The organism is Eikenella sp. NML03-A-027 (assembly GCF_001648395.1).
In the GTDB taxonomy this organism is placed as follows: Bacteria; Pseudomonadota; Gammaproteobacteria; order Burkholderiales; family Neisseriaceae; genus Eikenella; species Eikenella exigua.
Genome location: NZ_LXSM01000003.1, coordinates 38,529 through 57,721, shown reverse-complemented (window position 1 = coordinate 57,721; position 19,193 = coordinate 38,529). Strand labels below are relative to the sequence as shown.

Annotated in this window: 23 protein-coding genes; 12 read left to right on the top strand and 11 right to left on the bottom strand. The window is 56.5% G+C overall.

The window, feature by feature from the left end:
- Nucleotides 1–74 precede the first annotated feature (74 nt).
- The 10 genes from A7P96_RS00960 (at nucleotide 75) to A7P96_RS10915 (ending at nucleotide 6,803) form a co-directional block, all read left to right on the top strand.
- Entirely contained in the window at nucleotides 75–494 is a 420-nt protein-coding gene (locus A7P96_RS00960) for an Rrf2 family transcriptional regulator (RefSeq protein ID WP_067441032.1), read from the top strand.
- A gap of 134 nt (nucleotides 495–628) precedes the next feature.
- Nucleotides 629–1,843, top strand: coding sequence for an IscS subfamily cysteine desulfurase (locus tag A7P96_RS00955; protein WP_067524049.1), 1,215 nt, complete (start codon nucleotides 629–631; stop codon nucleotides 1,841–1,843).
- 135 nt (nucleotides 1,844–1,978) lie between these two features.
- Nucleotides 1,979–2,110 carry a hypothetical protein gene (locus tag A7P96_RS11335; RefSeq protein WP_255361152.1) on the top strand — a complete coding sequence of 44 codons (132 nt, stop codon included), beginning with the start codon at nucleotides 1,979–1,981 and terminating at the stop codon, nucleotides 2,108–2,110.
- A 142-nt stretch (nucleotides 2,111–2,252) separates the two neighbouring features.
- Entirely contained in the window at nucleotides 2,253–2,636 is a 384-nt protein-coding gene (gene iscU / locus A7P96_RS00950; RefSeq protein ID WP_067447952.1) for a Fe-S cluster assembly scaffold IscU, read from the top strand.
- A gap of 2 nt (nucleotides 2,637–2,638) precedes the next feature.
- On the top strand, nucleotides 2,639–2,905 hold the full coding sequence (locus tag A7P96_RS00945) for a DksA/TraR family C4-type zinc finger protein (RefSeq protein ID WP_067524047.1): 267 nt from the start codon (nucleotides 2,639–2,641) through the stop codon (nucleotides 2,903–2,905).
- Nucleotides 2,906–3,156: 251 nt separating this feature from the next.
- Nucleotides 3,157–3,399: a recombinase RecA gene (locus tag A7P96_RS00940; RefSeq protein ID WP_067524045.1), complete on the top strand. Its 243-nt coding sequence runs from the start codon at nucleotides 3,157–3,159 to the stop codon at nucleotides 3,397–3,399.
- Between the two features lie 57 nt (nucleotides 3,400–3,456).
- A complete protein-coding gene (iscA, locus tag A7P96_RS00935) occupies nucleotides 3,457–3,777 on the top strand; it encodes an iron-sulfur cluster assembly protein IscA (RefSeq protein WP_049257904.1) in 321 nt (106 codons plus the stop codon).
- 102 nt (nucleotides 3,778–3,879) lie between these two features.
- The gene (locus A7P96_RS00930) at nucleotides 3,880–4,500 is read left to right on the top strand and encodes an RlmE family RNA methyltransferase (RefSeq protein ID WP_067524347.1); all 621 of its coding nucleotides are present in this window, start codon (nucleotides 3,880–3,882) and stop codon (nucleotides 4,498–4,500) included.
- 69 nt (nucleotides 4,501–4,569) lie between these two features.
- On the top strand, nucleotides 4,570–6,606 hold the full coding sequence (gene ftsH, locus A7P96_RS00925; RefSeq protein ID WP_067524043.1) for an ATP-dependent zinc metalloprotease FtsH: 2,037 nt from the start codon (nucleotides 4,570–4,572) through the stop codon (nucleotides 6,604–6,606).
- Nucleotides 6,607–6,656: 50 nt separating this feature from the next.
- Entirely contained in the window at nucleotides 6,657–6,803 is a 147-nt protein-coding gene (locus A7P96_RS10915; protein WP_197476431.1) for a hypothetical protein, read from the top strand.
- Between the two features lie 84 nt (nucleotides 6,804–6,887).
- Here A7P96_RS10915 and A7P96_RS00920 read toward each other — a convergent pair whose 3' ends face one another.
- From A7P96_RS00920 to A7P96_RS00885, 8 genes are all read right to left on the bottom strand, one after another.
- A complete protein-coding gene (locus A7P96_RS00920) occupies nucleotides 6,888–7,391 on the bottom strand; it encodes a hemerythrin domain-containing protein (protein WP_067524041.1) in 504 nt (167 codons plus the stop codon).
- Nucleotides 7,392–7,490: 99 nt separating this feature from the next.
- Nucleotides 7,491–7,691, bottom strand: coding sequence for a (2Fe-2S)-binding protein (locus A7P96_RS00915; protein WP_067524039.1), 201 nt, complete (start codon nucleotides 7,689–7,691; stop codon nucleotides 7,491–7,493).
- A 534-nt stretch (nucleotides 7,692–8,225) separates the two neighbouring features.
- Complete coding sequence (locus A7P96_RS00910) at nucleotides 8,226–8,924, bottom strand: hypothetical protein (RefSeq protein ID WP_067524037.1); 699 nt, start codon at nucleotides 8,922–8,924, stop codon at nucleotides 8,226–8,228.
- 55 nt (nucleotides 8,925–8,979) lie between these two features.
- A complete protein-coding gene (locus tag A7P96_RS00905) occupies nucleotides 8,980–10,095 on the bottom strand; it encodes a beta-ketoacyl synthase N-terminal-like domain-containing protein (protein ID WP_067524035.1) in 1,116 nt (371 codons plus the stop codon).
- A 3-nt stretch (nucleotides 10,096–10,098) separates the two neighbouring features.
- The gene (locus A7P96_RS00900; RefSeq protein WP_067524034.1) at nucleotides 10,099–10,575 is read right to left on the bottom strand and encodes a hypothetical protein; all 477 of its coding nucleotides are present in this window, start codon (nucleotides 10,573–10,575) and stop codon (nucleotides 10,099–10,101) included.
- A 65-nt stretch (nucleotides 10,576–10,640) separates the two neighbouring features.
- Nucleotides 10,641–10,928: an acyl carrier protein gene (locus A7P96_RS00895; protein WP_067524032.1), complete on the bottom strand. Its 288-nt coding sequence runs from the start codon at nucleotides 10,926–10,928 to the stop codon at nucleotides 10,641–10,643.
- Between the two features lies 1 nt (nucleotide 10,929).
- Nucleotides 10,930–12,177: an ABC transporter permease gene (locus A7P96_RS00890; RefSeq protein WP_067524029.1), complete on the bottom strand. Its 1,248-nt coding sequence runs from the start codon at nucleotides 12,175–12,177 to the stop codon at nucleotides 10,930–10,932.
- Between the two features lie 60 nt (nucleotides 12,178–12,237).
- Entirely contained in the window at nucleotides 12,238–13,131 is an 894-nt protein-coding gene (locus A7P96_RS00885) for an ABC transporter ATP-binding protein (RefSeq protein ID WP_067524027.1), read from the bottom strand.
- 196 nt (nucleotides 13,132–13,327) lie between these two features.
- On the opposite strand from A7P96_RS00885, the gene A7P96_RS00880 reads away from it, so the two are divergent.
- On the top strand, nucleotides 13,328–14,113 hold the full coding sequence (locus A7P96_RS00880) for a zinc-binding dehydrogenase (RefSeq protein ID WP_067524025.1): 786 nt from the start codon (nucleotides 13,328–13,330) through the stop codon (nucleotides 14,111–14,113).
- Nucleotides 14,114–14,146: 33 nt separating this feature from the next.
- Nucleotides 14,147–14,530, top strand: coding sequence for a hypothetical protein (locus A7P96_RS11450; protein ID WP_067524022.1), 384 nt, complete (start codon nucleotides 14,147–14,149; stop codon nucleotides 14,528–14,530).
- Here A7P96_RS11450 and aroA read toward each other — a convergent pair.
- From aroA to ftsY, 3 genes are all read right to left on the bottom strand, one after another.
- Nucleotides 14,497–15,789 (bottom strand): 3-phosphoshikimate 1-carboxyvinyltransferase, encoded by a 1,293-nt coding sequence (aroA, locus tag A7P96_RS00870; RefSeq protein ID WP_067524020.1) that lies wholly within the window; start codon nucleotides 15,787–15,789, stop codon nucleotides 14,497–14,499. The genes A7P96_RS11450 and aroA overlap by 34 nt on opposite strands.
- Nucleotides 15,790–15,959: 170 nt before the next feature.
- A complete protein-coding gene (gene recN, locus A7P96_RS00865) occupies nucleotides 15,960–17,624 on the bottom strand; it encodes a DNA repair protein RecN (protein WP_067524018.1) in 1,665 nt (554 codons plus the stop codon).
- Nucleotides 17,625–17,733: 109 nt separating this feature from the next.
- A complete protein-coding gene (gene ftsY / locus A7P96_RS00860; protein ID WP_082887879.1) occupies nucleotides 17,734–19,089 on the bottom strand; it encodes a signal recognition particle-docking protein FtsY in 1,356 nt (451 codons plus the stop codon).
- Nucleotides 19,090–19,193: the final 104 nt, after the last annotated feature.

The window sequence follows — 19,193 nt, the reverse complement described above, 5'->3', positions numbered from 1 at the left end:
GGTGTCTATACTTGACTAAATCACTTGGGTATTGGAAAATTCGTATCCTCTTGATGCAACAAGGCCATAGTCCTATGAAATTAACCACCAAAGGCCGTTTTGCCGTAACCGCCATGCTCGATTTAGCGCTGCACGGGTGCGAAAACCCCGTCAGCCTCAATGCTATCAGCGGACGGCAGAATATTTCCTTATCGTACCTCGAACAGCTTTTCGGCAAACTGCGCCGCGCCGGGCTGGTAGAAAGCGTGCGTGGGCCCGGCGGTGGTTATCTGCTCAGCCGCCAGCCCGGTAGTATTAACATTGCCGAAATCATCTACGCCGCCGAAGACAAGCTGGATGCCACCCGCTGCGGTGGCCAAACCAACTGCCATAAAGGCGCGCTCTGCCTCACGCATGATTTATGGGAGAACCTCAACCAAACCATCCAAGGCTACCTGAACAGCATCTCCCTGCAAGATGTGCTTGATAAAAGGTATAGCCACTACCTGTCATGATGCCGCCATCGGCCTTACCCATATCCACTATAGCTAAGGCACTTAATTTCTTTCTGCGGGGGTAAGCCAGCCGCTTTGGAAATGCGCTTCCGCTATGAATTAATTACACAACCACATACCAAACAGAGAAAATCATGGCCAAACAAACCCCCATCTATCTCGACTACGCCGCCACCTGCCCCGTAGACAAACGCGTGGCCGAAAAAATGATTCCCTATTTGAGCGACATCTTCGGCAACCCCGCCTCCAACAGCCACACATTCGGCTGGACGGCGGAAGAAGCTGTTGAAAAAGCCCGTGCCAACATCGCCGCCCTAATTAACGCCGACCCCAAAGAAATCGTCTTCACCAGCGGCGCAACTGAGTCCGACAACCTCGCCATCAAAGGCGCGGCAAACTTCTATAAATCCAAAGGCAAACACCTCATCACCGTCAAAACCGAACACAAAGCCGTGCTCGACACCATGCGCGACCTCGAACGCCAAGGTTTTGAAGTCACCTACCTCGGCGTACAAGAAAACGGCCTGATCGATTTGGACGAACTCAAAGCTGTCATCCGACCCGACACCATCCTGATTTCCGTGATGTGGGTAAACAACGAAATCGGCGTGGTTCAAGACATCCCCGCCATCGGAGAAATCTGCCGTGAACAAAAAATCATCTTCCACGTCGATGCCGCCCAAGCCTGCGGCAAAATACCTGTGGACGTTGAAGCCGCCAAAATCGACTTACTGTCCATGTCCGGACACAAAGTGTACGGCCCCAAAGGCATCGGCGCACTATACGTCCGCCGCAAACCCCGCGTCCGCCTCGCAGCCCAAATGCACGGCGGCGGCCATGAACGCGGTTTCCGCAGCGGCACCCTGCCCACCCACCAAATCGTCGGCATGGGCGAAGCCTTCCGCATCGCCAAAGAAGAACTCGCGCAAGATATGGCGCACTACACCAAACTGCGCGACATTTTCCTCAAAGGCATCGAAGGCATCGAAGAAGTCTATATCAACGGCGACCTCGAACACCGCTCCCCGAACAACCTGAACGTCAGCTTCAACTTCGTCGAAGGCGAAAGCCTGATTATGGCAGTGAAAGAACTCGCCGTATCCAGCGGCTCCGCCTGCACCTCCGCTTCGCTTGAACCCAGCTACGTCCTGCGCGCGCTCGGCCGCAACGACGAACTGGCGCACTCATCTCTGCGCATCACCTTCGGCCGCATGACCACCGAAGAAGAAGTGCAGTTTGCAGCAGAACTGATTAAATCCAAAATCGGCAAACTGCGCGAGCTTTCTCCGCTGTGGGAGATGTTTAAGGAAGGAATTGATTTGAGTACGGTAGAGTGGGCAGAACATTGATTTGCTCTATAAAGAGAAGGCTGGCTGAGATTTATCTACCAATCCTAGCAAGTAGGTTGGGTTAAAAACCCAACAATAGCAAAATCCTTTTTTCAGGTAGCCTTAATTCCACATTAAACTTTGAAGAACACAACCATGAACGACCAAGAACTAGACCTTGATAATTTGGATGCCCTACTCGAAGACTTCGATGGTATCACCGTGGAAGGCGGCACTGATCCTGAAAACAACGATGACGGCTGTGAAGGCGGTGCGTGCAAAATTTAGCCGCCCTGTTTGAGCTTCGCAGGAATCTGTTTTGCCCGTTTTAATTTCGTTGAAACTAGAACTTTAGCTTCGCAGAAACTCCGTTTTCAGGTAGCCTTAATCCAATCACAAACCATCATAATTTTTAATAAGGAAACACATCATGGCATACAGCGATAAAGTTATTGACCACTACGAAAATCCGCGTAACGTCGGCACGCTTGATAAAGACGACAACAACGTTGGCACCGGCATGGTGGGTGCGCCCGCCTGCGGCGACGTGATGCGCCTGCAAATCAAAGTGAACGATCAAGGCATCATCGAAGATGCGAAATTCAAAACCTACGGTTGCGGCTCGGCCATTGCCTCGTCCAGCCTGATTACCGAATGGGTGAAAGGCAAAAGCCTGGACGACGCGCTGGCGATTAAAAACAGCGAAATTGCCGAAGAATTGGAATTGCCGCCCGTGAAAATCCACTGCTCGATTTTGGCAGAAGACGCAGTGAAAGCCGCCGTGGCCGATTATAAAAAGAAAAAAGGCGTATAACTATGGCCGGTGGCTGGGCGCCCGACGGCGCGGAACAGGCGCAAATTGATGCCAATTTAGACGATGCGCTGGCCGCCGCCCGGCAACATTTGCCCTCCGGCGAAAGCGCCTGTGAATGCACCGAATGCGGCGAACCCATTCCCGAAGCCCGCCGCCGTGCCCTGCCCGGCGTGCAGTTGTGCATTACCTGCCAAGAAGAGGCCGACAAACAGCAGCAATTCCGCTCCGCCTACAATCGGCGCGGCAGCAAGGACAGCCAGCTGAAATAGGCTACCGGAAAACCCTGCTTGGCGGCTTCTTGGGCTTCGCTTCGGTGGAAACTGTTTGTGCCGAAGACACGGCTGGCGACTGGGAAGAAGCGGTTCAACGTGCCTGCGCAGGTATCGATGCCATGTACGACCATTTCGTTGCCTAACGGTTTTAACTGCGTTGAAGCTGCGCTTTAGCTTCGCAGAAACTCCGTTTTCAGGTAGCCTGCGCTCCTAAAAAAGTCTTGCTAACCTAAATACCGAACAACCCCATGTTTACCTTAGAAGAAACCCAATCCCTGCTCGCCGAAAAAGGTATCGGCAAAACCGTGCTGCAACGCTTACAGCAAATGGGTTTGGACGATGTGGCCAAACTGGCCGCTGCTGATGTTGCCGATGTATTGGAGCAGAGCGCGGCGCTCACCGGCAGCACTTGCTGGAAAAATAGCCCACAGGCCAAAGCTGCTGTAGTCGCCGCCATTGCTTGGGCGGTAAACCGACAAAAGGCTACCTGAAAACCTGATATTGTTTTTCAGGTAGCCTCTTAAAGAACCTAAAACAAAGGACACCCCATGATTACACTCACACCCAACGCTGCTGAACACATCCGCAGCTTCCTCACCAAGCGCGGCAAAGGCGAAGGCATCCGCATCGGCGTGAAAACCAGCGGCTGCTCCGGCATGGCCTACACGCTGGAATTTGCCGATGAAATCCTGCCCGATGATTTGGTGTTTGAAGGGCACGGCGTGAAAGTATTGGTTGATCCGAAAAGCCATATCTATCTCGACGGCACCGAGTTGGACTTCACCAAAGAAGGCCTTCAGGAGGGCTTCAAATTCGCCAACCCGAACGTGAAAAACGAATGCGGTTGCGGCGAAAGCTTTAATGTTTGAGCCCTTGGATTAGCGCATCAGAAGGCTACCTGAAACCCCGATTGTGGTTTTCAGGTAGCCTTATCGGCTACAATGCGGCCGTTTCTTTGATTGGGATTGATGATGGCAACCCGTTCCAAATCCTCCAAAAGCTGGCTGAACGAGCACGTGAACGACCCCTATGTGCATCAGGCGCAAAAAGACGGCTACCGTGCCCGGGCGGCATACAAATTGCTGGAAATCAACGAAAAAGACAAGTTGATTAAAAACGGCACTGTGTTGGCCGATTTGGGCAGTGCGCCGGGCAGCTGGTCGCAGGTGGCGGTTAAGCTGGCGGGGGCGCAGGGCAGGGTGTTTGCCTTGGATATTTTGCCAATGGAGCCGATTGTGGGCGTATCGTTTATCCAAGGTGATTTCCGCGAAAACGAGGTGCTGGAGGAGTTGGAAAACCTGCTCGAAGGCCGCGCGCTAGACCTTGTAATTTGTGATATGGCACCCAATATGTCGGGCAATGCGGTAACCGATCAGGCGCGTAGCTATGTTTTGTGCGAGCTGGCGCTGGATTTTGCCGCCGAACATCTGAAAACTGGCGGCAATATACTGGTGAAAGTGTTTCAGGGAGCCGGTTTTCAGGAATATATGCAGGCCATGCGCGGGGTGTTTGCCCAAGTGCAGGTGCGCAAGCCAAAGGCCTCGCGCAGCCGTTCCAGCGAGGTGTATCTGCTGGGCAGGAATAAGCGGTAATCAGCAAGGTGCTGGTTATCATCTGTTTTTTATTTGTTGTGGCATTTATATAGTTAGGAGCTTGTTACCGTGCGTAACACCGTTAGGACGATTTTGGTTTGGCTGTTTCTAGCCGGGGTGCTGCTTGCCTCGGCCCAAACGTTGCTGGGCAAGAAGGAAGACAAACAGCTGATCAACTATTCGCAGTTTATCCAGCAGGTAAACAAAGGCGAAGTGGCCAAAGTGGATATTGAAGGTACGCTGCTGAGCGGTTATGTGATTAAAGGCGAGCGCACCGACAAATCCAAGTTCTATACCAATGCGCCGATGGACGACAAACTCCTGACGATGCTGCAGGACAAGAACGTTGATTTCCGATACATCCCCGAAGAAAAACCCGGCCTGTGGAGCAATATTTTCTTCACCAGCCTCTTGCCGGTGCTGTTGCTGATTGGCGCTTGGTTTTACTTTTTGCGCATGCAAAACGGCGGCGGGGGCAAAGGCGGGGCGTTTTCCTTCGGCAAAAGCCGTGCTCGGCTGCTGGATAAAGATGCCAACCGCGTAACCTTCGCCGATGTGGCCGGTTGCGACGAGGCGAAAGAAGAAGTGCAGGAAATCGTGGATTACCTCCAAGCGCCAAACCGCTATCAGAGCTTGGGTGGCCGTGTGCCGCGCGGAATTTTGCTGGCCGGCAGCCCGGGTACAGGTAAGACTTTGTTGGCCAAGGCGATTGCCGGCGAAGCAGGCGTGCCATTTTTCAGCATATCCGGCTCGGACTTTGTGGAGATGTTTGTGGGCGTGGGCGCTTCCCGCGTGCGCGATATGTTTGAGCAGGCTAAGAGAAATGCGCCCTGTATCATCTTTATCGATGAAATCGATGCCGTGGGCCGCCAGCGTGGTGCCGGTTTGGGTGGCGGCAACGATGAACGCGAACAGACTTTGAACCAGCTGTTGGTGGAGATGGATGGTTTTGAAAGCAATCAAACGGTTATCGTGATTGCTGCCACCAATCGCCCGGATGTACTCGACCCAGCCTTGCAGCGCCCCGGCCGTTTCGACCGCCAAGTGGTGGTGCCGTTGCCTGATATCCGCGGCCGCGAACAGATTTTGAAAGTGCACGCCAAGAGAGTGCCACTGGATGCTTCGGTGGATTTGGTGTCGCTGGCGCGCGGCACACCCGGTTTTTCCGGTGCGGATTTGGCTAACTTGGTAAATGAGGCTGCGCTGTTTGCCGGCCGCCGCAATAAAATCAAGGTTGATCAGAGCGACTTTGAAGATGCCAAAGATAAAATCTATATGGGCCCTGAGCGGCGCAGCATGGTGATGCATGAGGACGAAAAACGTGCCACCGCTTATCACGAAGCCGGCCATGCCATCGTGGCCGAGAGCCTGCCGTTTACCGATCCGGTGCATAAAGTAACCATTATGCCGCGCGGCCGTGCGCTGGGCTTGACCTGGCAGCTGCCGGAGCGCGATCGTATTTCGATGTATAAAGACCAAATGCTCAGCCAGCTGGCTATCCTGTTTGGCGGACGCATTGCCGAAGATATTTTTGTCGGCCGCATTTCCACCGGTGCGTCCAACGATTTCGAGCGTGCCACACAGATAGCGCGCGAAATGGTAACGCGTTATGGCATGAGCGAAAAAATGGGTGTGATGGTGTATGCCGAAAACGAAGGCGAAGTGTTCCTTGGCCGCAGCATTACCCGCTCACAGCATATTTCCGAGAAAACTCAGCAGGACGTGGATGCCGAAATCCGCCGCATTCTGGACGAACAATATGCGGTGGCCTATAAAATTTTGGATGAAAATCGCGATAAAATGGAAACCATGTGTAAGGCATTGATAGAATGGGAAACCATCGATCGCGATCAAGTGCTGGAGATCATGGAAGGCAAGCAGCCCAGTCCGCCGAAAGACTACAGCCACAATGTGCGTGGCGGCAACGACGCCGATGCCGGCAGCGCTGAGGCAACAGATGCAGGCGAAACTGACCAGCCTCTTGCCGAACCCGCTCCGGCTTTGGCAGATGAGGCTGCCGAGCAAGACCAAGCTGCCGTTCCGCTGAACGCACAGGCTGCAGAAGAATCAGAGCAGCAAGAGGCCGCTGCCGACAAACAGCTTTAAAATCACGGTGTATTATTTTCCTGCCAACACATCCGATGAAAGGAAAAACAATGAGCCAAAACGAAACCCTCCAGCCCGAATCCGCCGGCAATGCACCGCAAGTGCAGGATGATACCGAGCTGAAGGTGCTCAACAATGCCGACAACAACAACGGCGAAACCACCGAAAGCGGTTGCTGTGGCGTTTGTGGCAGCTAAGTTTGGTTGGTTCTTTTGATAAAGAAGGCTACCTGAAAGTTTCAGGTAGCCTTTTTAATCTTACTGCCGAACAGTACTCAGCCTTTACCCTTGCCGCCTGGCGGCCATGCGTTTGCCGATGATGTGCAGTTCGGCTTCGGGGATTTTTTGGTCGCCTAGGTCGAACAGCTGCTCTTCGCGCGGAATGTGGAAGTCGTAGCCGGCAGTGAAGCAGGAGATGAGCTCGAGATTGAGCGGTGTGCCGTCGGCGAGGGAGGCCAGGTGTTGGTTGAGCAAATCCCAGCTGCTGTGCAGGGATTGGTGTTCGCTTTCCAACTCTTGGATCAGCGCCTTTGCTTCGGGGGCGTATTGCAGCAGCAGGGGAAAGAAATCTTCTTCTTCGTCTTGGTGGTGCAGCGGGGCGGCTACGTTGAAATAGTGACGGATTTGGGTAATGGCTTGCTCAGCTACGGTGTTGTAGCCGTGCTGTTGCAGATAGTCGGGCAGGGCGTGCAGTTGGCTGCAGAAGCGTTTTACTTTGCCGTGGCAGGCGCGCAGCATGGCGGTGGGCTGCTCGAAGGTAACAGAACGGGTATTGAATAAGTCCATGATGTGTATTGTTGAGGCTACCTGAAAAGCAAAATGCTGCCGTAATACGGCAGCAGTGTCAATGTGTGCAGGGTTAGGTGGGCGGCGATGACAACGCGGCTATTGCAGATTGTTTTTGCCGGTAGCAACCTGATGGTTGTCGCTGTGGTTGCCTAGGTAGGAAACGGCCAAATCGGCGCAGCAGCCGCAGCAGGTGGCCACGCCCAAGGCGTTTTGCAGGTCAGTAAGGCTGGTGGCTCCGGCGGCAACGGTTTCTTGAATCTGGCGGTCGGAAATGGCATTACAAACACAAACAAACATGAGTGTGCCCCTTAAAAATAGTTGTTCTATTGATAATCAGTATTATTAGTGTATAGTAATGGAAACTAATTTAGTATGGCAATAGGTTTTTATGTAAATAGGAGGGCAGGGAAAAGTTGCAGTTGTGGCCTTAGGTATATAGCTAAAGCACTTCTCTATCCTACTGCGTTGGCTCGCCTTGTATGAGTGCTTCAGCTATGGCCTTTCTGGCTGCTACAAACCTTCTCTGCTATTTGGCCAAACTAACATAAAAGGCTACCTGAAATTTAGCTTCGTAGAAGCTGGAGCTTTCAGGTAGCCTTATTATGTTGGCAGGATGAGCTTTACCCACTATTCTCTGTGTAATGATAGGCTATATATCCCCCCCCTACTCCAGCTCAGAATCTGCCTGCCCATTTAAAACGGGCAAGGCCAAGGTTTCGCCGTTTCCGCCCACGAATTCAATTTCACACTCATCTTTACCTTATATATCCACAATCACGCTGTGTGTGCTGACAGACCGGCGGTGTTCGGGAATGTCTCTAATCAGTTCAACTACTCTATCTTGTTGGCAGAAAGTGTCTCTATTTGCAACGCTGGCCAGATGCCGTGTGGTGGCAGCAGAAGCCGGCCCCGGCCGTACAGCTGCTCTTCCAAGACCAATGCCACAGGCAGAAAGGCAAATTGGTGCGGCATGACGGTGATGGTGTGATTGATCGCAGCGGTGCTTATCCGCCAGCCGTGCCACTGGGGTGACAAGCTACCTGAAACTTGCCACCACACGCTGCCTTCCTGCTCCCCCTGCCCTGCCTGTTCGTAAGCCCAGCCCAACAGCACAGTTTGCCCAGGCTCGGCCAACAATGCGTTCAGCACGGCATACAGCGGGCTGAGGCAATCGACGGTATCGGCGGCAAGAAACACGCTGTTTCCGCTGCTGCCGAGGATTTGCGCCAGCTGGAACGTGGCAGCGTTGTGGAGATTGGCCATAAAGTCGAGCGGCGAGGGCTGGCAGGCGGCAAGTTTCTGCTGCATCGCGGCCATGCGGGAGGGGGAGCTGAACGGCGAGGCGAGATAAATGGCAGGGTTTTCAGGTAGCCCATGGCACAGCGGCAAGGCGCCGAGTAGGGCGAGCAGGGTGAAACGGCTCAGGCGGCGTGCATCGATGCCGTATTGCTCGCGCAAAAGGCGTCGCAGTTCAGCATCGGGCTGCTGCGGCTCGGCGATAAAGCGGGCGCTGGCTTGGAGGTAGGCCAATGTTTGGCCTGGGTGCAATGGATTCGACATCATCAAATATACTTTTCAGGTAGCCTCAACCCTGCCAATCCAACACCCAGGCACAATGGCTGCCGCCGAAGCCAAGGAAATAGTTCAGATAGCTGCCGTTTGGCAGCGGCTGGCCGTGCAGGGTAGGCAGGGGGAAATCGGAGGAGGATACGGGCAGGGGTGGCAGGCGGCCTTGTTGCAAGGCGGCGTGCAACAGAGCGGTTTCCACGGCGGCACTCGCGCCGAGGGTGTGGCCGGTGTAGGGTTTGAACAGCAAGGCGGGGGTATGCGGCCAGATTTGGCGGCGCACCTGCATTTCCACTTCATCGCTCAGGCCGCCGCTGCCGTGGGTTTTCACGCCGCACAAATCCGGCGCAGCCATTCCGGCGCGGCACAAGCATTCGGCAAGCAGGCTGTGCAGCGGTTCGACGGAAGAAGCGGTGAGGTTGAGGTGGTCGGTTTGCGCGGTGAAGCCGTGCAGGCGGCAGGCGTAATCGCGGTGCGGCTGTGCCGACAAGACCAGCGCGGAGGCGGCTTCGCCCAACACCAGCCCTCCTGCATCGAGAAACGGCAGCCTGCCCGGCTCGGTTTCCAGCAGACCCATGGCTTGGAAATGCTCGAAGGTGAGCCGGTTGAAGCTTTCAATGCCGACCACGATGGCGCGTTCGGCCAAGCCGTTTCCGATGCTGCGGGCGGCAGCGAGCAGGGCTTGGGCGGCGGCGGTGCAGGAGGTGGCAAAGCTGAATACGTTGGGGCTGCGCAAACGGATTTTCAGGTAGCCTGCAATTTCACACAGGGTGTAGTGTTCTTCTTCGGGGCTGGCAGCCGGCGCAGCTTCGCGGTCGGACATCACATAGGAGGTGGAACCGATAAACACGGGAATGCCGGCCAGGTTGTCTGCATCCCAGCCAGCTGCCGTAGCGGCTTGGCGGATTTGAGCCTCAATCCAGCCGCACAGCTGCGCCAGCGTGGCCGGAGCGGCGGGGAAGGCGGCAAAATACGGCAGCTCGCGCTGCTGCCCCAAGCCATGTGCGGTACGGAAGGCCGGCGGCAAGAATAAGGTTTCAGGTAGCCCGAACGGGCGGCTGCCCTGCCCTTGTGCGCACCAATAACTGCTGCCGCACAAATAGGCGGCGCGGGATGGAGTGTTTGTGGTGTTCATTTTTCAGATAGCCTCAAGCGGTTTGCCCGGCGTTTCCAGCACTTCCCATTCGTACTCCGCCTCATGGATGGCCAGCGCATGGCCGTTTTCAAGATACAGCCCGAAATCGCCGTATTGTTCAAACCAATGATCCAAAGCGGCCTGCAAGGCGGGCAGGGAAATGCGCGCCCAGAAGCCGAAGCCGTTTTCGCTTAAGCTTATCCACGCCGTATCAGCAAGCAAGGCGTGTATCCGGCGCACCATTTCGGTACAGGCGGCTTGATGCTGGGCTTGGTATAGCGGGTGGTCGATGATGCCGTTTTGATGAAACGGGAAGGTGGCGGCGGCCGGGTTAGTAAGCCGATAGATGCCGCTGTCGATAAATCGGCGGGCAATGTCGCCATCTGTGGATTGGATGTCGGCAATGTTTAAAAAGGCGTAGCGCTGCCGCAGGCGAACTTGGGCGTTGCGTTGTTGGAGTTGGGCGATTTTCGGATTCATGCGGTGTGTTTAGCGATACGGCAAAGGCTACCTGAAAACGGGCAGAACGGTTTTTCAGGTAGCCTTTATGCGCCGTGCTGTTCACGGATAAAGGCGGCCAAATCGCGCACGTTCATCATGTGTTTGCGCACCATGCGGTCGCCGTTGAGGCGCACGCCGTAATGGGCTTGCAGGGCGACGGTGATTTGCAGCGCGTCGAGCGAATCGAGGCCGACCGGGCTTTCCGGGCCGAACAGCGGGGAGTCGTCGGCAAAGGCGGCCATGTCCACATCGTTTTGTTTTTCGGTTTCGCGCACAATCAGGCTTTTCAAGGCCTGCTCCAGCGCGGGGGAGCTTAAATCGGGCGTGTTCACTTTAAAATCTCGCTTGGGTTTTGAGTTGGCGGCGGTAGAGCGCGGCGGCAGCGGCGAGGGCGGCCAGGCCGAAGCCGGCCAAGTGCAGCAGCTGCGGGGCAATTTGCGCCAGGGTGTAATGGTTTAACAGCAGTTTTTGGAAGGCGGACAAGCCCCAGCCCATCGGCGAGAGCTGGGAGAGCTGCTGCATCAGCGCGGGCATGATGTGCACGGGCACCATCACGCCGCCCAGTGCGGCCATGATGATGATGCCGCCGCCGCCGAGCACCACGGCGTGTTCGGTGGTTTTGGCCAGCACGCTCACCAAAAGCCCGTAGCCCAGCGCGGCCAGGCTCACGGCGCAGGATACGGCGGCATAGCCCGCCCAGCCGCCGGCCAGCGCAAAGGCGGGCATGCCGAGCAGGGGCAGCACCCATGCGCCCAGCGCAATCATGCCGGCAAACTGCAACTGGTTGATTAAGAAGTAGGGAATCAGCTTGGCAGCCAAGAGTTTCCAAGCGGGGGCACGCGCCATGTTCAGGCGGGTGAGCGTGTTGGTCTGCCGTTCCATCGCCATCACGTTGGAGAGCGGTATCATGATGAAAAACATGCCGAAAATCAGCCAGGCGGGCACGCTGTGCTGCACGGAGTTGGGCTGCTCCACCGCCTCGCCCTGCCGGTTCAGATAGGTTTCCTGCCACATTTCGCGCCCCAGATAAGTTTCGATTTGGCCGAACTTATTGTCCAATTCTTTGTTCACTTGGTCTTGAATGCGGCGCACGGCGGGATTTTTGTTGTTGTCCAACACGATTTCGTTGCCATCGAAATACTGCGCCAGGCGTGCCTGGGTGTAGTGCTGGCGCATCAGGCCTTTGATGCCGAGCAGCCAGCCGCGATCGGCATCGGGCTGGAGCCACAGGTGCAGAGGCTGTTCTTTTTCCAGCGGGGTGGTTTCATCGTTTGGATTGAGCAGCAGCAAATCGGCCTCGCCACGCTGTAAGGCTACCTGAAAATCGGCCAGGCGGCTTTTATCGGCCAGCTGCACTTTCAGCTTCTCGTTTTGCAGGGCTTGCAGAAACTGTTGGTTAAGCGGGCTGTCTGGTTTGCCGAGCAGCACGATTTGCGCATCGGGATTGAGGTTTTCCCGGCTGCTGCTCAAGGCGGCCGACATAATCAGCATAAACAGAATCGGCATCACAAACAGCACGGCCACGCCGTGCAGGTCGCGGCTGAGCAGCTTGAGTTCTTTGGTGATGGCGGCGGCTAACATGAGGCCGGCCTTGTGGGATGGGATGCTTGCATGGGTTTGATCATATTCGTTTTATGGTTTTCAGGTAGCCTGCTTGGCCAAGAAGTCCAAATAAAAGCTTTCCAGTGAGGCAAAGCCAAAACGGCAGGCTTCGGCGGCGTAGCCTTTATCTTGCAGCGCGGCCAGCAGTTCGGCGGGCGTATCGGTATCGAAATGCAACGTACCGTCGGCGGCGCGGCGGCCTTGCAACGCGGCCAGCTCGGCATCGGGCAGCGGCGGCACGGTGCGCAGGGTCAGGCCGGATTGCCCGCATTGGCGCAATATCTCATGCAGGCCGCCGTGATACACCAACCGCCCGCCGTGCAGCAGCGCAATATCGCGGCACAACAGCTCGATTTCCTGCAAATAATGCGAGGTGTACACCACCGTGATGCCCTGCTGCGTGAGCGCGGCCACGCTATCCAAAATAAAGCGGCGCGATTCGGGGTCGATGCCCACGGTGATTTCGTCTAAAAAAATCAGCTTGGGGCGGTTGATGAGGCCGATGGCAAAGTTTAAGCGCCGCTTCAGCCCGCCGGAAAGGTGTTTGGCCAGTTTGGCGCGGTGTTCGGCCAGGCCGGCCTGCTCCAGCAAGGTTTTCAGGTAGCCTTCGTCGCGCACGGCATATAGCGCGGTGAAAAAGCGCATATTGTCCCACACCGAGAGCAAGGGATAAAAAGCAAAATCCTGCGGCACCAGCGAAATACGCTGCCGCTCTTTGGCCGGCAGCCTGCCCAGCGGCACGCCGTCAAACAAAATCTGCCCGCCCTGCACCGGCAACAACCCGGCCAAAAGAGACATCAGCGTGGTTTTTCCCGCGCCGTTGGGGCCGAGCAGGCCCAGCGCCGCCCCCTCGGCTACTGGTAGGATCACGCTGTCGAGTGCGTTTTCCTGTGCCTGTGAATAGCGGTATGTAATTTCTTGTATTTCAATCATAAATTTTAAATTCTTAACATTTTAAATTCTTAACAAAGTTGCCAGAAACTGTCCCTTTTATTCAGCTACCTGAAAAATAATATCAGAATAATAGCCTAAGTCTGCTCGAAACTGCCGCCCAAAATTTCTAAAATCGATCCTCGTTCTTAACTCAACCTAATAATGATACTGATATGAGTACAATGAAAACTGCAAGATGGTACGGTCGCCGCGACATCCGTGTGGAAGACATAGCCGTTCCCGAAATCACACGCCCGTCATAAGTGAAAATCGCTATGAATACACCGGTATCTGCGGCAGCGACCTGCACGAATACCTCGGCGGCCCTATCTTTATCCTGGTAGAGAAAGAGCACCCCTATTCCAGCCGCAAAGACCCGCTCACGCCCGACCACGAATTTGCCAGCGAAATCGTGGAAGTGGGAACAGGCGTAACCAATGTGAAAGTAGGCGACTGCATAACCGTTGGGCCGATTTTGGACAAAGACGGACTCAAAGGCAAATACAACCTTGGCAAAAACCTCAGCTTTGTCGGCCTGGCTGCCGATGGCGGCTTCACCAGCTACTGCGTGGTAGACGGCGAATTGTGCCACAAATTGTCCGACAGCATCGACTACGAACAGGGTACGTCAGAGCCCGTTGCCGCAGCCCTGTATGCCGTACGCCAAAGCAGCTTCAAAGCCGGCGACACTGCCACCGTATTCGGCTACGGCCCCATCGGCCTGCCCACCATCGAAGCCCTGCGTGCTGCCGGTGCCACCACCATCTACGCCATTGAGCTTTCTCCCGAACGCCAAGCCAAAGCTCGCAAACTGGGTGCCGTGGTGATCAACCCCTCCAAAGTGAGTGTGGTAGAACACATCAAAGCCGAAAACGATGACGACGTAAACGTGTCGTTTGAGTTAACCGGCGTGGCTCCCGTGCTGAAACAGGCCATCGAAGCCGTGGAAAACGACGGCAAATGCGTGATCGTGAGCATTTAGGAAAACGAAGCCTCCATCCACCCGAACGAAATCGTGATTAAAGAAAAAACTGTGAAAGGCATCATCGCCTACCGCGACATTTTCCCCGCCGTATTGCAACTGATGGAACAAGGCTACTTCCCGAAAAACAAGCTGTTTACCAAACGCATCAAGCCGCAAGACATCGTGAGCGAAGGCTTTGAAGCCCTGGTGAAAGAGAAGAGCCAAGTGAAGATTTTAGTGTCTCCAAACCAAGCGCTTAGCCCGCTTACACCAAACAGCTGCTCACAGGGAAACTTGCGGGCGGTTTTGTGTGAAAGGCTACCTGAAAAATGGATTTCAGGTAGCCTTCGGTGCGGTGGCGTGCAGGCATTAAATATACCCTGCGGAATCTCAAATAGCCCTTACGCCCACATGGATCCAAACAATTGGAAATAATCGGAAAAGGTTTTGTTCACGCATTGCGGGTCATTGATATATACAGGCACGCCGAGCAGGGAAACCAGCGAGAAGCACATGGCCATGCGGTGGTCGTCGTAGGTGTCGATGCGGGCGTTGGCGGCTAGGCGGGGCGGCGGGGTGATGTGGATGGCTTCGGCTTCCTCTTCCACCCGTGCGCCGAGTTTGCGCAGTTCGGCGGCCATAGCGGCGATGCGGTCGGTTTCTTTCACGCGCCACGAGCCGATGTTGCGCAGGCTGCAACGCGCGCCAGCCGCAAGAGCCACCACGGCCAGGGTCATTGCTGCGTCGGGAATATGGTTGGCATCCAAATCGAAGGAGCGGATGCACTGGTCGGGGCGGCGGGCTACCTGAATATAATTTTCGCCCCACTCCACGGCGGCGCCGATTTTTTCCAACTCGGCGGCAAACGCGGTATCGCCCTGGATACTGTGCCGCCCGATGCCGTTCACGCGCACGGGGGCAGCGGCAAGCAGGCCGGCGGCGAGGAAATAAGATGCGCCGGAGGCATCGCCTTCCACATGGAGAGTGGCCGGAGCATGGTAGCGGGCGCTTTCAGGTAGCCTGAACAGGCGGTGGCTGTCGTGGGCTACCTGAACGCCGAATTGTGCCATCAGTTTGAGTGTAATGTCGATATAGGGTTTGGAAATCAGCTCGCCCTGCACTTCGATTTCGTGCGCCTGGCCGGTGAGCGGCAAAGCCATCAGGAGGGCGGTGAGGAATTGGCTGGACACGTTGCCGCGCACGGTAATGCGGCTCTGGCCGCCGGCCTGCCGCTTGTTGATGTGCAGCGGCGGATAGCCTTCCCAGCCTTCGTAGCGGATAGTTGCCCCGGCTTGGCGCAGGGAATCGACCAAATCGCCGATGGGGCGTTCGTGCATCCGTGCCACGCCGTACAGGCGGTAATCGCCGCCGAGCAAGGCCAGAGCGGCGGTGAGCGGGCGGAAGGCGGTGCCGGCGTTGCCGAGGAACAAATCGGCCTGCCGCTGCGGGAAACGGCCGCCGCAGCCGTGTACGGTGTAGCTGCCGCCGCCATGATGTTCGATGCGGACGCCGAGGCTTTGCAGCGTAGCAAGCATATGGCGGGTGTCGTCGGCATCGAGCAGGTTTTCAATGCAGCAGGCGTTGTCGGACAGGGCGGCCAACAGCAGGGTGCGGTTGCTGATGCTTTTAGAGCCGGGCAGCGTGATGGCGGCGGGGCACAGGCGGGCGGCGGGGAGGTAGAGGGAATCGGTCATGATGGGATGGGCTTGGGATAGGGAAGGCTGGCTGCCAACAGGCAGCGGGTTTTATAGTGGGATGGCTGCTTTCAGGTAGCCTTTCGTGTATTCTGGCTACCTGAAATTTTGGCTGGTTTCTTTTTCAGATAGCCTCTTGCTTGGCCTAAAGGCTACCTGAAACAAGCGCCCTACTCTGCTGCCGCCATTTCCAGCATTTCGGCGGCATGGCGGCGGGTGGTGTCGGTGAGGGTTTCGCCGCCGAGCATGCGGGCGATTTCTTCAACGCGTGCACTGCCTTCGAGTTCGCGGATGGTGCTCACGGTTTGCCCGCCGCCGCTGTGTTTGCTCACCTGCCAATGCTGTGCGCCGCAGGCGGCCACTTGCGGCAGGTGGGTAACGGCGAGCACTTGGTGCTGCCGCCCCAACGTGCGCAGGGCACGGCCAACGGTTTCGGCCACGCCGCCGCCGATGCCACTATCCACTTCGTCGAAAATCAGGGTGGGAATCTGCGTGTATTGGCTGGCGGTTACCTGCAGGGCCAGGCTGATGCGGGCCAGTTCGCCGCCGGAAGCAACTTTGTTCAACGGCCGCAAGGGGCTGCCTTGGTTGGCGGCTACCTGAAACTGCACCTGCTCCAGCCCGTATGCCTGCGCTTCGCATGGAATGAGCTCGATGTGGAAACGTGCGCCGCGCATGGAAAGCTGCTGCATGTGTTTGGTGGTTTCTTCGGCCAGTTTGGCGGCGGCCTGCTGCCTTTGGGCGGACAGCTCGCGCGCGGGCTGCCGATAGGCGGCTTCGGCCAGGCGCACTTGTTCGCGCAGGGCTTCGATGTCGGCGGCGGCTTCGGAATCGGCCAAATCCTGCTGCAGCTGCGCCAGGCGGGCAGGCAGCTCTTCTGGCTCGATGCGGTGGCGGCGGGCGGCAGACATCAGTTCGGCCATACGCTCTTCCTGCGCGGCCAATTCGGCGGGGTTGATTTCGGCACGGGCGGCCACGCTGTGCATGTGGCTGCTGATTTCGCCCAGCTCGGCCTCGATGCTGTCGAGCATTTCTAGGCTTTCGGCAAAACGCGGCTCGATGCCGGAGAGGCTTTCCAGCTGGCGGCGGCAGCGCCCGGCCAGGCTGTGCAGGCCGCTGTCGCCGTCGATGTGGGCGGCCACTTCTTCGGCAGCCTGCAACAGCTCAGCAGCATGCGCCAGGCTGTCGTAGCTTTGCGAAAGCTGCGCCCATTCGCCTTCCACCGGGGCAAGTTTTTCCATTTCGCCCACCTGCCAGGCCAGCCGTTCGCGCTCTTCGGCCAAACGCTCGCCCTCGGCCTCGGCGGTGGCCAAATCCTCCTGCGCCTGCCGCCATTGCCGATAGGCGGCTTGCACTTGTTCGGCCAAGGGTTTGCTGTTGGCAAAAGCGTCCAGCAGATCGCGCTGCACGGCTTCGCTGTTGAGCGAGTGGTGCGCGCTTTGTCCGTGGATGTCCACCAGGCGGCTGCCGATTTGGCGCAGTTGGGCCAAGGTGGCGGCCTGATTGTTGATGAAGCTGCGGCTGCGGCCTTTGCTGTCGATGGTGCGGCGGATGGAAAGCTCGACCTCGTCTGCACCGAGCAGGCCTTGTTCGCAGAGTTCGGCGCGCAATTCGGGCAGGCCGCTCAAGTCGAACAGGGCAGAAAGCTGCGCTTCGGGGCAGCCGTGGCGGATTTGGCTGTAGTCGGCCTTATCGCCGAGCAGCAGGCTGAGTGCATCGAGCGTAATGGATTTGCCCGCGCCGGTTTCGCCGGTGAGCACGGTAAAGCCGGGCTGGAAATCCAAATGGAGTTGCTCAACAATCACAAAATCGCGCAAAGAGAGGGCAAGCAGCATGGTGTTCTCGAAAGAAAAAGGTGAGACGGATTATATAACAGGCTACCTGAAAACCGAGAGGCTACCTGAAAACGGTTTTTCAGGTAGCCTTTTGCTGTGTATCTTTGGGTTACAACAGTGCGTCTACAAACTCGCGGGCGTTGAACGGGCGCAAGTCGTCGATGCCTTCGCCCACGCCGATAAAGCGCACCGGCACGGGGCGGCGGCTGGCCAGCGCGGCCAGCACGCCGCCTTTGGCCGTGCCGTCGAGCTTGGTCACGATGAGGCCAGTAAGCCCCAGCGCGTCATCGAAGGCAATCACTTGGTTCACGGCATTCTGGCCGATATTGGCATCCAGCACCACCACGATTTCATGCGGCGCGTCGGGCATGGATTTCTGCAACACGCGCTTCACTTTTTTGATTTCTTCCATCAAATGGGTTTGCGTGGGCAGGCGGCCGGCGGTGTCGGCCAGCACGATGTCGATACCGCGCGCTTTGGCGGCTTCCACGGCATCGAAGCAGACGGCGGCAGAATCGCCGGAAGCTTGAGAAATCACGGTAACGCCGTTGCGCTCGCCCCATTCGGCCAGCTGCTCGCGGGCAGCGGCGCGGAAAGTGTCGCCGGCAGCCAGCAGCACGCTTTTGCCCTGAGCTTGGAAATATTTGGCTAACTTGCCGATGGAAGTGGTTTTGCCTGCGCCATTGACGCCGGCGAGCATAATCACAAACGGCCGTTTGTCTGCGGGCAAGGTCAGCGGCTGCTCCAGCGGTTTAATCAGCTCGTAGATGGCGTCTTTCAATGCGCCACGCAGTTCTTCGCCGTCTTTCAGGCCGCGCAGGCTCACGCGCTGGCGTACTTCTTCCATCAGATGCTCGGTGGCTTCAATACCCATATCACTGGTGAGCAGCACGGTTTCCAGCTCTTCATACAGGTCTTCGTCTATCTTGCCGCCGCCAAACACACCGGCCAGCGACTTGGCCATTTGCTGGCGCGATTTGCTCAAGCCTTGCTTGAGGCGGGCAGCCCAGCCGAGTGAGGAGGGCTGTTCAGGCGAAGGTTCGGTAGTGATTGCTTCTGCAATTGATGAAGCAGCCAGTTCAGCGGCTTTCTGTTCACTGAATGCTAGTTCGTTAGTTGACTGCTCATCAGAGGCATATTCATCGATCGAAGCAACTTCTTCAGCCGTGGCAATGGATTGTTCAGCCAAGACTTCCAGTTGCACGAGCGGTGCTTCAGCATTCGCTACCTCTGTAGCTGCAGTTTCATGCACCAATGTTTTGTTGGACAAGTCAGTCGATTTCGATTCGGCAACAGAAATTTCAGCAGCAAATGTCGGGGCAGCGGATTGCTCTGCTGTTTTTGAGGCAGATTGTGCCGCAACCTCATCTGGTTGAACTGCTTCTTCAACAGCCTGCACCAACCCAGCTTTCTGTTGTGGGGCAGTTGGTTGCACTTTGCGTTTTCTAAAAAATCCAAATACCATCTGGTTGGTTATACTCCATAAACAAACCGGTTTACTAGCCAGCAATGGAACAAAGGCTACCTGAAACAGATTGGCTGTATTTTCAGGTAGCCTGGCGTGCGGCA